Origin of the sequence: Trinickia dinghuensis (assembly GCF_003367175.1) — a bacterium.
Classification (GTDB): Bacteria; Pseudomonadota; Gammaproteobacteria; order Burkholderiales; family Burkholderiaceae; genus Trinickia; species Trinickia dinghuensis.
Window position 1 is genome coordinate 153,488 of the sequence record NZ_QRGA01000010.1, and the last position, 13,328, is coordinate 166,815.

A 13,328-nucleotide genomic window follows, 5' to 3' on the forward strand; every position below is an offset into this window, starting at 1 on the left:
CTTACTGCGCAGCAGCGATCTTGCGGATCATGTTGTTCAGCGTATCAGTCACCTATACAGTTCCGCGAGCGGACTACCGCCGCTTCGGAATATAAAGCGGCATCGAATCTTCCCAAAGCGTATCGGTAATCGCGTGCCGATCGCTGCCGTCCGCATTCATCACCCAGTTTTGCCCATCGGGTTGGAACGTCTCGTCGTAAAGCGAAAGCTCGTCGCGGAAGCCGTACTCGCCCGAACTGTAGGCAATCCGGCCATCCCAGGTCCAGGTCGCGTGGGCCTGGTTCGCGCCCGGCACAGTCAAGCGCTTCACGCCCGAGCCATCCGGATTGATCGTGTACACGTCGAAGTGGAACTTGTTAGGGTCCGTCGGATTGACCTCCTTGCGCGTGAAGACGATCTTCTTGCCGTCCGGCGACCAGCTCGGCAGGTTATCCGGCTCCGTGGTCAGAACAGTGGTTTTCCGTGTATCGAGGTCAAGGATGCGCAGCCCCTTGTCCTTCTCGCTCCACACGCGATACACGATCTGCTTGCCGTTCGGCGAATAACTCGGGAACCCCGCATTCTCCTTGCCGTCGGTCAGAATCTCGGGTTTGCCGTCCATGCTGCCGTCCGCCTTGATGCGCATGATGCGGCCGGGCATGTACGCCCGCGTGAAGAACCAGCTGCCTACGCCAAAGGCCACCCACTTCTTGTCCGGCGACCAGGTCGGATAGAACGCACCCGCCAAGCCCATGGCGATCATCTTTGGATCGAGGCCGCTCGTAGCAGGATCGTAAATATGGCGGGCATCGGAGAAATCGATATTGGCCACCACGATCGACGAGCCGACCGCCTTCTCCGTGTACACGAGCGACTTGCCGTCGCGCGAGAGCTGCGGGAACACGTCGACGAAACGGTAGTGCCATTGCGGATCGAAGCTATAGAGCGACGTGCCGTTCGGGTGGAACGGCTTGTCGTACACCACCTTCTCGTAGACGACCTTCTTGCCGTCCGCCGAATAATGCGGCGAGCGGATACCACTCCCCGCCGTGGCGCGCGACTGCCCGCCCGTTGTATAGAGGCCTTCCTGGGCGCCGTTCTTGATGTGGTACGCGACGTCGGTCGTACCCACGTATTGCGGGAAGACCTTGAACCCCGGCGTGTTTGTCAGGTCCTTGCGCTCGCCGGTTGCCACGTCGACTTGCACGATTTGCGAGCTGATCTTGCCGATCGCCTCGGGACGGTGCGCGCCCCAAGTCGACTCGACCGGGGTTTCATAGAACGCGACATCCTTGCCGTCCGTCGACCACGACGGCGAGCCCTCGGCATAGCCCGAGCGCGCGGTGATCCGCCTGAAGCCCGTTCCGTCCGGATGGATCTCGTAGATGCCGCTTTCCTGGGTACGCTCCCAGCCCACCGGCAAATTGTGGCCACGCCAATCCGTGCCAATGTCCGACGACAGCGCAATCCATTTTCCGTCGGGCGACCATGATGGCCGGAAGAAACTGTGCGGCTTGCTGGGATCGAACTTGATATCGCCGGTCACGTTATGCAGCGCACCCGTTTTGATGTTGAGCGTCCAGATGTTCGTGGTGCCCCACGTCTTCTTTCCGCGGCGCGTCGATACGAATGCGATCAAATTCGGATCGGCCGGGTCGTAGACTGCGGCATCGCTGATTCCGATCCAGTCGGTCAGACGCTGCAGACCCGTGCCGTCCACGCGCACGCGGTAGAGGCTCGCGTGACCTAGGCCGTCACGCTCCGACGTGAACACGATCCATTTTCCATCGGGAGAAAAGGAGCCGTGGTAGTCGTAGCCGTCCGACGGAATCAGACGGTGTTCATCGCTTCCGTCGGCATTGGCGATAAAAAGTTCTGAAGTCGTCGGGCCGATGCGATACAGCAGCAGATCGCCCTTGGTTGCGGCAGCAGTGGCGGCGCCCGCCGCCGGCACGAACGCGGCTGCCGCGGCAATGACGAGGCCCCGCAGGATTTTCTTGTTCAACTGAATCGAATACACGTTGCTAGTCTCCATCTATTTATCGATATTTGCGCCAACTCGAAACCGCCGGCCGAATGTTCCGGCCGGCGAACAAAGCATTCGGACGAGGCAGCAGGCGGCATCGCCGAACCCGCCTCATGCGCCTCACTCGTCCGCGCGCCAGTACATGAAACCCATGCCCTCGCCGGTGCCGGCGGGCGTGCGCCAGCACGGGACGTAGTCCACCAGCGTCATCCGCGCGCCGGTTTCCTCCATCGTCTTCATCACGCTGGCGTAGAGCTTGATTTCCGAGGTGCCCGATTGGTACGACCGGTTGTCCACCGCGGCAAGGCCGTCGTAATCGTAGTCGGCCAGCATCGTCATGATGCGGTGGTCGAACTCCTCGTCATTGACGAAATGGGACAAGCCACCCGACGCGAAGACGCCTACCCGCACATCCTCGGGCCACGCCTTGAGCGCTTCGCGCAGCACGTCGCCGAACTCGATGCAGCGCGACATCGGCGGCTGCGTCGGCGGATAGAAGCAGTTCATCAGCACGGGTACATGCGGCGGCGGGTTGTCACCCATGATCTGGTGATAGACGAAGCTGAAGGCATGCGGCACCACCGGGTAGTCCGGCAACGGCTTCATCCAGACGTTGTCGGGCCATGCGAACAGATCCGTCAGATCGAAACCTTCGCGCTGGAAAGCGTCGATCAAGTAAGTCGCGAGTGTCGGGTGGCACGCGTGCGTCACATGCTCGTCGGGCGCATAGACCGCGCGCTGCGGCGGGCCGTTGTGCACCTCCTCGCCGCTATAGATGGCAATCGATGGCGAATGATCCGTGAAAATTTCCTTCTGATCCTTGCCGAGGACGATGGCGACGTCGATGCGCGCATCGCGGTACGCTGCCGCCATCTTGTCGAGTGCGGCGCGGCACCGCGCTGCGCGCGCGGTACGTTCCTCGAGCGTCAGATACGGCTCGAACGCCGCGCCGCGATGCGCTTCCAGTTCGCTATAGGTCCAGGTCCGGTTGCGGAACCACAACTGTGGATTGGCACGGTCCCGCTCGCCGTTCTTGAGCCAGTCCTCGGGTGCCTGTCCAAGCATGCCGCTGTGCGGGACCGCCATGCCGAATACGATTTTCGCCATTGATGAAATGTCCAAGCCCGTACCACCGGAGCACCGGGGTACATTGATTCGAAGAAATATCGGGAAGCGCTTTGCGCCGTTTCGATTGCTAAGCCTGTTGCAGCGGGCTTTGCGCGCCGGCCGTCTTGGGCGCCCACTCTGGCCGGAACAGAATGGCCGTCGCAGCCGCGCCGATCAGCAGAAAGACGAGAATCACCATCATCGGCAAGTCATAACTCTTGCCGACATGCAGCAGCCATCCGGAGAGACTGGCCGCCACACCACCGGCAAGACTCGTCGCGAGCTGCTGCACGCCCGTCACGAGCCCGATCGCCTCGCGCGGGATCAACGTAAGGCGCGACAGCACCAAGTTGTTCGCGGTAGTGAGCCCCAACAACGATAGGGACAGCACATTCCAGAACAGCGCCACATCGAGAGAATGGGCATAGGCACCTAGCAACACCGTGCTGCCGCCGAAAAAACCCGCGATCGTAAACCCCTTGCGCACCCGAATCGGGTGGCCTCCGCGTGCGACCATCAAGTCCGCCGCCCACCCCGCGAGTGCTGCGACGAGCGCTATGCCGAGAAAGCTGAAAAACGTGTAGAGCCCCGACTGTGCGAGCGACAAACCCCGCTGCTCGACCAGATAGGCCGGCATCCACGTCATCGAATAGAACGTGAAATACCCGTAGCAGAAGTTGGTGATCATTCCGCCCCACACCACCGGGCTGACCAGCACGCTGCCGAGCGACACGCTCCGCGCGGCACGGTCGGCCCGCTTCAACGCCTCCCGGGACGGGAAGTCGTTGCGCACCAGCAGCAACCACGGCAGGAGCCACAGCAGTCCAAGCAGCCCCGTTGCGATGAACATCGCTTTCCACGACCATGCGACGATCACCCACGCCGCGACCGGGGCGCCGAGCGCCGGCCCGAGCTTGTTGCCCATCGCGAGCAGGCCCACGGCGAGGCCGTTGTGGCGCTCGTCGAAGTTGTTGCGGATCCAGCGGTAGCTTGCCGGTATCACGATCGCCTCGGCTACGCCGATCAGCAGCCGCATCACGACCAGTCCCTCCAGCGTCGACACCGTCCCCATCAACGCGGTGGCCACGCACCATAGCGCGAAACACACCGCGTACGGCCACTTCACGCCGTAACGGTCCGCCACCCAGCCCATCGGGACTTGAAATACACCGTAGGACCAGAAGAATGCCGCGTTGACCCAACCGCGATCGACGTTGCTGAGCGAGAACTGCTTCACGAGACTGGCATCCGCCAGCGCGCTCGAAATGCTGCTGCGATCGACGAAGGAAATCAGCACGCCGATGGCGAGCAGCCCGAGGATGGTCCAATGATTCAACCCGCCCCGGCGCTCGTGTTCACCTGTCTCCATCTGTTTCGTCTTCATGCCGTGCGCTCACTTCACGAAGGCGACGCTGACCGCCGTCGGCACGTCAGCCGTGGCCGCTGTGGCAGCCAGCTTTCCCGACACCGGGTCGACGCTGAACACGGCGACATTTCCGCTGCGCTGGTTCGCCACGAACAGCCACTTCCCCGAAGGATCGAGTTCCATGCCCCACGGTTTTGTGCCGCCGGAAGCCATCCGCTGCAGCTCGGACAACTTGCCCGACTCCGGATCGACGCGGTAGACGACTAGCATGTCCTCGCCACGATCTTGCGCATACACGAACCGGCCATCGGCGCTCATGAGGATTTCCGCCCCGCTCCTGACGCCCTTGAATTCCGGTGTGCTCAGCGACACGGTCTGCACTGGTGCGAGACGCCCTTGCGCTGCATTCCATCGCAGCACGAAAATCTCGCCGCTCAATTCGGTGATCACGTAGACGAAGCGGCCATCCGCACCGAACACCATATGCCGTGGCCCGCTACCCGCGGGTGCCGCGAAAGCGCGGCGCGGGTTGCCGTTGTCCGGCAACAGCGCGTGTGTCGCGCCGTCGAACCCGTAGACGAACACACGATCGGCCCCGAGATCGGAGACGAGCACATAGCGGCCGGAAGGATCGACCACCGCGTTATGGGCATGCGCACTCCGCTGGCGACGCTGGTTGGGACCCGAGCCCGTCTCCTTCATCGTCGAAGCGCGCGTGCCGAGGCTTCCGTCCGGCTCGAGCGCGATGCTCGACACCGTTCCGCTGTTGTAACTCGCCGCCAGCAAGGTTTTCGACCGCGCGTCGAGCGACAGATTCGTCGTGCCGCGTCCGTCGGAATCGACCCTGTTCAGCTCGGTGAGCGCGCCCGTTGCGCGGTCCGCGGCGTAGGCCGTCACGCTGCCCTCGCGCACCTTGTCGTCATCGACCGCATAGATGACCGGCCGCCGCGGATTGCTCGCCAGCCAGGTGGCATTGAGCCCTTTTGCCACCGTCCCGACCGTGGTCAGCTTGCCCGTCGACGGATCGAAGCGCAGCGCCTCGATCCGCGCCTGCTGCGTTCCCACATAGACGAGTTGCGACACGCCGTGTGCCGATACGGCGTGCGCCTGCTCATACATCCCTATCATTCCCACGGACAAGCCCAATACGGCAACGGCCGCTCGTTTCACGTAAGTGTCCAAAAAAGGCCCCTGAATCATCTCGATCACGCTCCTTGGCCCGGCCGTCGGGTCACGCCGATTCGGCCTCACTGCCAGAACGGTTCGAGATTATTCGCCGGAGAGGCGTCTGTCCCTGTACAAAGCGCGGATTCGCTTGGACTTTACGCCGGACACTTGGAGCCCGAGGAGCAACGGGCTTACGGCGATGGCGCACCTTGCTCCGCCTGATGGCGGGCGGTGACTCGGAATTGACTGGGCGTCTGCCCGACTTCTCTTCGAAAGAAGCGTGTGAAGTACGCCGCATCGGCAAAGCCGAGATCGAACGCAATCTGCTCCACGGACATATCCCCAAAAATCAGGTTCCGTTTCGCTTCCGTGACGATGCGCGCGTGAATCATCTTGGTCGGACTCTGCGCCGCCGCGGACGCGCATGCCGCGCGCAGCTGAACCGGCGATATGGCCATCATCGACGCATACCCCTGCAGCGACAGATTCTCTTGATAGTGCTGGTCGATGAGCTTGCGGAAACGGTCGACGAGCCGGAAATCGTTGCGTGTTTCGCCGTCCACGCCCTGCCGATCCAGGCTTGCCTCGCGCACGAGCAACAACAGCAGCGTCGTCAACAAGGCCCGGGTTCCCGCGATATGTCCGATCGCATGGGATTCAGCTTCCCGCTTGAGATCGCCGATCAAACGATAGAGTTCGATTCCGGTTCGCGTCGAGCCCTCGAGCGGAATCAGGCGAGGCGCCGACCACAGCGCGCTGAACTCGCGCAGCTCGGTATTGATCTGCCGGAGATACACCTCGTCGATCGTCACGACCCAGCGGTCCGCATCGATTTCGTAGTCGAGGCCATGCACGCAGTCGGTCGGCAGCAGTAGCGCGCAGGGGCCCTCGAAGGGCACGCTGCTTCCTTCGAGATTCATGACGCCCCGCCCGCGCAGAACGAAAATCACCTGGCCATAGGCGGGATGCGCATGCGGTTCGGTACGCCAGCGGCCCCGTTCGGTCACATGCCCCACGTGCACAAACCAATTCTCGTCCCGAGGACGTTCGACATAGAGCCGCACCTTCGGCACGGTTGTCAGCTTCACGGCACCGCTCCCCCCAAAAAACGACCAATCCTTCCATACAAACGCATCCGTCGCGACCTGCTGCTTACCCGAACAACTGACCCCGCTTATTGAAAAGTGCCAGCGAATCTAATTTTTGTGTAAAGGCTTCCGCGCGGGGTTCGCATACATTCCACTCCACCGCGACACGTCACGCCATGTTGATTTGCGCGGCCAAATCGAGAGTCGTGAAACGACCGCGAACCGAATACCAACAAAGTGGAAGGAGACATGAAAAGAACCAACGCTATTCGCGTACCGTTGCTGGGTATCGCGCTGTTAGGCTGCCTCAACGGCCGCGCGTATGCGGCGGACGCACCGGCCGCGGATGCCAATGCTCCGGCGGCGCAGCGTCCGCAGACGCAAAAGGGCACTGTCCAGGGGGGCTCGGCCACCGCGCCCGTATCGCTCGCACAGGACGGCACAGCAACGGCGCCGCCGGTCACGCTCTCGCAAGCCAGCACCGTAACAGCATCGCTTGCGCCGCAGCCGCCATTCGCGCAACCCGCTTCATGGAACGACACGTACATTGGCTATCGCGTCGGGAGCAATTTCCGCTACCCCGGCGTGCGCACTCAGTCGGGCGCAGCGGCAAAGATCACGCAGAACATCGGTTTTCTGACCACCACCGGAGGCTTCCGCTACGGTAGTTATGCGTTCAACGTCGACTACCTCGTCTCCAGCATGGCGAACCCGGAAGCGGGTCCGACCAACGCATATGGCTATCCCACGCCGGGATCGGGCGGTGCGCAGGAAATCTACAGCGTCGGCCGCGTCACGCTCAGCGCGAGCAAGATCTTCGGCAAACCGATGTCATATGGTTTCATTCGCGATTTCGGCCTGACCGCGGGTTACGAATTCGGCACCAAGAACGATGCCTATGCCGAACGCGCCCGCATGCTCGTTCTCGGTCCCACCGTCGAATTTGCGATTCCGCGCGGCTTCTGGAACGTCACGCTCGGCGTTCGCACGGAAAGCAACCACGACGGCATCACGAACGTCGACGTGCACTTCAACCCTGCCGTTCATCTCGAGAGCTCCTGGCTCTATCCGTTCCGAATCGGCCCCGTTCCGCTGGTGTTCAAGGGCTTCGCCAGCCTCACGGGACCGAAGGGCAAGGATGGCTTCGGTGTGTCCACCACCACGGAGTTCCTGGGCCGAGCGTATCTCTTGGCGGACGTCGGGTCGTTCGCCGGCCATCCGCGCGCCGCGTATGCGGGTATCGGCTACGAGTACTGGCACAACATGTACGGGACCCCTTACTCGGAGCAGCCCGGGACGACCAACACCTCGGTCCCGATGCTCGTGGCCGAATTCCACTTTTAAGTCGAATACCTTCCTGACGCGCCCAGTCCGGCGCACGCCCGATAGCCTGGTCGGGCGTATAAAAAATTCGGAGACGCAATGCGCAAGCCACTGCTTTTTTCAGTCGGCGTGATATCGGCTACTTTCTTGCAACCTGTTCACGCCCAATCTTCGGTCACGCTTTATGGCGTCGTGGATAGCGCGATCGAATACCAGAATGGCGGCGCCGGCGCCGTAACCCGCATGACGTCCGGCGGCTTTTACGCAAGCCGCTACGGTCTGAAAGGCAGCGAAGATCTGGGTGGTGGCCTGAAAGCCAATTTCCAGCTGGAACAGGGCTTTTCGAATGTCACCGGCGCTGCCTCCAACCCGGCCGACGCGTTCAATCGTCAAGCATGGGTCGGATTGTCCGGCGCATTCGGTGAAGTCCGCTTCGGTCTGCAAAACACCCCTCAATACATCTTCATCAATCCCGAACTCGATCCGGTCGCGGTCATGAGCATGGGTTCTCCCATGCTCAACTTCAACAGCCTGACGATCCGAGAGAGCAATGCGATCTCGTATTTCACGCCGGAGCTTTATGGATTCACGGCGCAATTCATGGTTGCGATGCGTGACTCGACAACGAAGCCGACGAACGGGTTTCAGTTCTACAACGCCGCCGTGCGTTATGAAAACGGCCCGTTCCGGGCGGCGGCCGGCTACGAGCAGGCACAGAATGCGTCGGGATCGTCGGTTCTCAAGGTGTTCAATGCGGGGGCATCCTACGGTATCGGCAAAGCCCGCTTCTTTCTCGCCTACCACACCGAGAAGCAAACCGATAACAGCATCAAGCGCGACACGTACGAGGCGTCCGGCTCATATCGCTTCACACCGGCCGATCAGCTCGTCCTGATGTACGGATACGCCCATGACCGGACAGGCAACGGCAACAATGCCCAGCAGATCGGCATGACCTACGAGCACTTTCTGTCGAAACGGACCACGCTGTATGCGTCGGCCGGCTTCATCAACAATCGCAACAAGGCGGCGTTCACGTTGAACGGCACCGCCTATGCCGGCGTGACCGTCGCGCCCGGCTCCAATACACGGGGCATCATTCTGGGCATCGTCCATAAGTTCTGACGCGCCGATATCGGGCGGCCGGAGCACAGCTATAAAAAAAGCCCGGAAACGAACGTTTCCAGGCTTGAATCCACCAACGACAGATGGCGGAGGAGACTACCTCGTCTCGCCGCGACGCCGCCGCACTCGCAGCGGCGTCACGCGAAAATCGTCCTCGGACGGCTAAGCGGTCATTTCCGACCGCTCATCGAATCAGATTGCCCAGCCGCCAACGTAGAACACGACCAGCACGACGGCGATCGACACCGTGCCGACGTTGAGCTTGCGGAATTCGCCGCTCACGACGCGGCCGATCACGAGCGTCGCGAAACCGAGCATGATCCCCGTCACGATGTTCGCCGTCAGCACGATGAACACGGAGGTCACGAGGCCGGACATCGAATCGACCATGTCGTCCATGTGCAGCTTGCTCACGTTCGAGAGCATCAGCAGACCGACATACATCAGCGCCGGAGCAGTTGCATACGAAGGCACGAGACCGGCGAGCGGCGAGAGGAACATGACGGCCAGGAACAGCACGCCAACGACCGCGGCAGCCAGGCCCGTCTTCGCGCCGGCTGCGACGCCCACGCTCGATTCGATATAGGCCGCCGCCGGAGCGCCGCCCAGGAAACCCGAGAAAATCGAGCTCAGCGAATCCGCTGTCAGTGCGCGGCCGCCGTTGATGATGCGTCCGTTCTCGTCGAGCTGGCCGGCCTGCCCTGCCACTGCGCGGATCGTACCGGTCGCGTCGAACACGGCCGTCATCACGAGGGCGAACACGCTCGGCAGCACGGCAGCCGACAGCGCGCCCTTGATGTCCATCGAGCCGATCAGCGACGAATGCCCCGGTGCGCTAAGCGAAGGCAGCGCAAAAATACCGTGGTACGTTACGCTCGGATCGAACGCGAGGCCGATCAGCGAAATCGCCACCACGACGAGCAGGATCCCGCCCGGCACGCGGCGCTTCTCCAACCCGAAGATCGCAGCCAAGCCGATCACCGACATGATCACCGGAAACGCGCTGATATGGCCAAGCGCGAGCGGCAAGCCGCCGCCCGGGTTCTTGATGACGAGACCGACGTCGTTCGACGCGATCAGCAGCAGGAACAAGCCGATACCGATGCCGGTGCCGTGCGCCACGCCCGAAGGCAGATTGCGCAGGATCCACGACCGCACGCCGGTGACGGAGATGCCCGTGAAGACGATGCCCATCAGGAACACGGCGCCGAGCGCCACGGACGGCGAAATGCCCTTGCCGAGCACGAGGCCGAACGCGGTGAACGCCGTGAGCGAGATCGCACAGCCGATCGCGATCGGCAGCTTCGCCCACAGGCCCATCAACAGCGAACCAAAAGCCGTCGTCAGACAGACGGCGACGAACACGGCACTCGTATCGAAGCCGGCCTTGCCGAGCATGCCGGGCACGACGAACACCGAATACACCATCGCCAGGAAGGTCGTGACACCCGCGACGATTTCCTTGCGCTGCGTACTGCCCTGCGTGGAAATCCCGAAGTATCGATCGATGACACCCGATGTGCCGAAGGCGTTGGTTGAGCCGACGCCGACAGTCGGCTGCGCGGGGGTATCACTCATGAGCTTGCTCCTTTATCAGCATGCTGAAACGGCCTCGGCAGCCGTCATCAGGTTTGTCTCGGATCTAGTAGGGTTATTTTGCGAAGGAAGGTCGACACTCGAAAGAGAGCATCTCGCTGCTTCGAAACCGTGGTCTGATTGTTTGGGCGCTATGCGACGCGCTATTCGGCAGCGACGTCATTCGCACTTCGACGTAGCGAAGGTTAGATGAACACGGATTGACGGCCCATCAGGAGAGGAACATGCAGCACATGTCAAAGCGCTTATATCCGCGTGAAACAAGGGTTTCATCGTCGCGCACCACGCGTTTACGCCTAGTGTGAAACTGTGATGACGATTATTTGGCCGGTGCGATCTGTATGAGAAAACCGGGGCACAATGGCGCTATCGCACTGCAGAAGCGCGGCGCCGCCCGGCCGCCACCCCGATGACACAGCGAGAAGAGACGAGGCGTGAATACTAACGACCCAGAGGCTCCGCCGGCAAATCCACTCGCCCATTCGGTGCGCGTGTGGGATCTCCCGACGCGGCTCTTTCACTGGCTCACGGTAGGGCTCGTCGTGGCGGCCTACGTGACGATTCGCTTGAACCTGCTCGATTGGCACGTGCTGATCGGTAAGACGCTGCTCGCGCTCGTATTGTTCCGATTGTTTTGGGGCTGCATCGGCAGCGAAACGGCGCGCTTTCGCGGCTTCGTCGCCTCTCCCGCCGCGGCCCTGCGCCATCTGCAGCATTTATTCAGGCGCGAGCCCGACCTGCAAATGGGTCACAATCCCGTCGGCGGATGGATGGTCCTGCTGTTGTTGGGCCTGCTGCTCGGCGAGACGATCACCGGGATTTACGACTACAACGATGTCTCGGATGTGGGGCCGCTGACCGCCGTGGTACCGGCGCCGATTGCCTACGCGATCTCGCGGCTCCACGATTCGCTGCTCTGGGACGCGATCGTCGTGGCCGTCGCGCTGCATTTGCTCGCCATCGCGCTCTATGCCGCCGTCAAGGGCCACAATTTGCTGCGGCCGATGCTGACGGGCCGCAAAACCGTGCCGGCGCGCATCCGCGAGCCGCGGCGCGCGCCGCTTACGGTTGCGCTGGTGTTGCTGATCGTCGCGGCGGCGGTGGTGACGGCGCTCGCAAAATATATGTGAGCGCAACGACTTCGCGCGGTTGGGCGCGATTCGGCGCGGCTCGATGCATTCGTCAACGCGACGCCCCGCACCGGCTCATACGGGCGACGGATTACGTTCCGCGAAACCTTCCTGATGCTAATACGGATACACGGGACGCACTCGGCTCGCTTCGTCGAGTCTCGCGACCTGCTCGGCCGTCAGATTCCAGCCGACCGCACCGAGGTTCTGCCGCAGTTGCTCCTCGTTGCGCGCGCCGATCAGCACGGTCGACACCGTCGGCCGCTGCAGCAGCCAATTCAGCGCGATCTGCGGCACGGTCTTGCCCGTTTCCTCGGCGATCGCATCGAGCGCGTCCACCACGCGGTAAAGGTATTCGTCCGGCACGGGCGGCCCGACGTCGGCGGTGTCGAACATCGTCAAGCCGGCATGCCGGCAATGACGCTCGCCGAGCATTGGAGCCCGCAAAATCAAAGCGAAGCGGCACTCAGGCAATCGAACAAAAACGAGCGCAGTGCGAACTGTTGCTCGCCATTCATCGATTCGAATTCAAGGCCGTGCGCGACTAGGCCATCCACACCGCTGCCGGTGCTCACGTTGCGCACCACGGCCGCGGCTTCGAACTCGGTATCGACCTGGGGCGTGCTGATCGGAAACGAAACGTGCACGCGCGAGCCGACCTCGCCGAGCACGCGCGCGCTGACGAGCGACATCCCTTGCACGCTCAAATCGCGGCCGAGACCGAGCCCCTGCGCTTCACCGTCGGCGCTTGCGGCACGATAGCTGACGGCAAGCCGCGTCTGCACCCTCGCTGCCTTTCGTCCGCGCAACGTTCGGATGGCGCCGGGCGGCGAGAGCACCAGATAGTGAAACGGCTGACTACAGGTGGCCATCACGGTGCAAGAGAACGAGTAGACGGCATGTGCGCCGATTGCGACCGCTTGTACGTTCTCCCCCTCCGACAACACAAGGGGCGACGCGCCGCCCCTCGGCACAACGACGAACAACGCATGATCCGGGCTGAACCCGATCACCCTGCTTCGCCGCATGGGACTGCTCGCCGCGAAAGCGCTGCGAACGCCGATAGGCGAGCCGATCGATAGCCGCATGTCCGCCAGCGTCAGCCGCTCGGCTCGACCCGCCTCCGAACCGGCCCCTTGCGGCGCCTCGTGTTTAAGCGTGCCCGGGTACAAGGCGAAGTGCTCGAGCAGGAAGCGACGTTCCGCGTCGCTCGCGATCACCGTTCCCGCTCGAAGCAACAGCCGGCCTTCCTGATCGAGCAGCGGCCACGCAAGTGGGGTGCCCACGGGAATGTGGACTTCGGCCATCGGCTCACGCTGCTTGGATTCGGGCAACTCGCTCATCGGTCGGTTCCGCCGTCGCGGCTCAAGAAAATGTTCGTAGGATGCTACTCCAGTTGCAACCCGCAAGTGGCGCAAGAA

Annotated in this window: 10 protein-coding genes and 1 pseudogene; 3 read left to right on the top strand and 8 right to left on the bottom strand. The window is 62.3% G+C overall.

What is annotated here, in order from left to right:
- Window positions 1–73 precede the first annotated feature (73 nt).
- From DWV00_RS18830 to DWV00_RS18850, 5 genes are all read right to left on the bottom strand, one after another.
- Window positions 74–2,014 carry a PD40 domain-containing protein gene (locus DWV00_RS18830; RefSeq protein WP_115535109.1) on the bottom strand — a complete coding sequence of 647 codons (1,941 nt, stop codon included), beginning with the start codon at window positions 2,012–2,014 and terminating at the stop codon, window positions 74–76.
- A 111-nt stretch (window positions 2,015–2,125) separates the two neighbouring features.
- Window positions 2,126–3,112, bottom strand: coding sequence for a DODA-type extradiol aromatic ring-opening family dioxygenase (locus DWV00_RS18835; protein ID WP_115535110.1), 987 nt, complete (start codon window positions 3,110–3,112; stop codon window positions 2,126–2,128).
- Between the two features lie 88 nt (window positions 3,113–3,200).
- Window positions 3,201–4,496 (bottom strand): MFS transporter, encoded by a 1,296-nt coding sequence (locus tag DWV00_RS18840; RefSeq protein ID WP_115535111.1) that lies wholly within the window; start codon window positions 4,494–4,496, stop codon window positions 3,201–3,203.
- Between the two features lie 9 nt (window positions 4,497–4,505).
- The gene (locus DWV00_RS18845; protein WP_245964933.1) at window positions 4,506–5,648 is read right to left on the bottom strand and encodes a lactonase family protein; all 1,143 of its coding nucleotides are present in this window, start codon (window positions 5,646–5,648) and stop codon (window positions 4,506–4,508) included.
- A 188-nt stretch (window positions 5,649–5,836) separates the two neighbouring features.
- Entirely contained in the window at window positions 5,837–6,733 is an 897-nt protein-coding gene (locus DWV00_RS18850) for a helix-turn-helix domain-containing protein (protein WP_115535113.1), read from the bottom strand.
- Window positions 6,734–6,982: 249 nt separating this feature from the next.
- On the opposite strand from DWV00_RS18850, the gene DWV00_RS18855 reads away from it, so the two are divergent.
- A complete protein-coding gene (locus DWV00_RS18855) occupies window positions 6,983–8,077 on the top strand; it encodes a hypothetical protein (protein WP_245964934.1) in 1,095 nt (364 codons plus the stop codon).
- 126 nt (window positions 8,078–8,203) lie between these two features.
- The gene (locus tag DWV00_RS18860; RefSeq protein WP_245964935.1) at window positions 8,204–9,181 is read left to right on the top strand and encodes a porin; all 978 of its coding nucleotides are present in this window, start codon (window positions 8,204–8,206) and stop codon (window positions 9,179–9,181) included.
- Window positions 9,182–9,373: 192 nt separating this feature from the next.
- On the opposite strand, the gene DWV00_RS18865 is transcribed toward DWV00_RS18860, so the two are convergent.
- A complete protein-coding gene (locus DWV00_RS18865) occupies window positions 9,374–10,759 on the bottom strand; it encodes an NCS2 family permease (protein WP_115535115.1) in 1,386 nt (461 codons plus the stop codon).
- A 452-nt stretch (window positions 10,760–11,211) separates the two neighbouring features.
- On the opposite strand from DWV00_RS18865, the gene DWV00_RS18870 reads away from it, so the two are divergent.
- Window positions 11,212–11,907 carry a cytochrome b/b6 domain-containing protein gene (locus DWV00_RS18870; RefSeq protein WP_115535116.1) on the top strand — a complete coding sequence of 232 codons (696 nt, stop codon included), beginning with the start codon at window positions 11,212–11,214 and terminating at the stop codon, window positions 11,905–11,907.
- A 117-nt stretch (window positions 11,908–12,024) separates the two neighbouring features.
- Here DWV00_RS18870 and DWV00_RS18875 read toward each other — a convergent pair.
- Window positions 12,025–12,294, bottom strand: a pseudogene (locus DWV00_RS18875) (aldo/keto reductase); the annotation flags it as partial.
- 62 nt (window positions 12,295–12,356) lie between these two features.
- Window positions 12,357–13,250 (bottom strand): flagellar brake protein, encoded by an 894-nt coding sequence (locus DWV00_RS18880; protein ID WP_115535117.1) that lies wholly within the window; start codon window positions 13,248–13,250, stop codon window positions 12,357–12,359.
- Between the last annotated feature and the right edge of the window lie 78 nt (window positions 13,251–13,328).

What these genes read in the sequence shown, in the direction of transcription:
- DWV00_RS18830 (WP_115535109.1), bottom strand. Translation starts at nt 2,014, where the DNA reads ATGGAGACTAGCAACGTGTATTCGATTCAGTTGAACAAGAAAATCCTG.
- DWV00_RS18835 (WP_115535110.1), bottom strand. Translation starts at nt 3,112, where the DNA reads ATGGCGAAAATCGTATTCGGCATGGCGGTCCCGCACAGCGGCATGCTT.
- DWV00_RS18840 (WP_115535111.1), bottom strand. Translation starts at nt 4,496, where the DNA reads ATGAAGACGAAACAGATGGAGACAGGTGAACACGAGCGCCGGGGCGGG.
- DWV00_RS18855 (WP_245964934.1), top strand. Translation starts at nt 6,983, where the DNA reads ATGAAAAGAACCAACGCTATTCGCGTACCGTTGCTGGGTATCGCGCTG.
- DWV00_RS18865 (WP_115535115.1), bottom strand. Translation starts at nt 10,759, where the DNA reads ATGAGTGATACCCCCGCGCAGCCGACTGTCGGCGTCGGCTCAACCAAC.
- DWV00_RS18880 (WP_115535117.1), bottom strand. Translation starts at nt 13,250, where the DNA reads ATGAGCGAGTTGCCCGAATCCAAGCAGCGTGAGCCGATGGCCGAAGTC.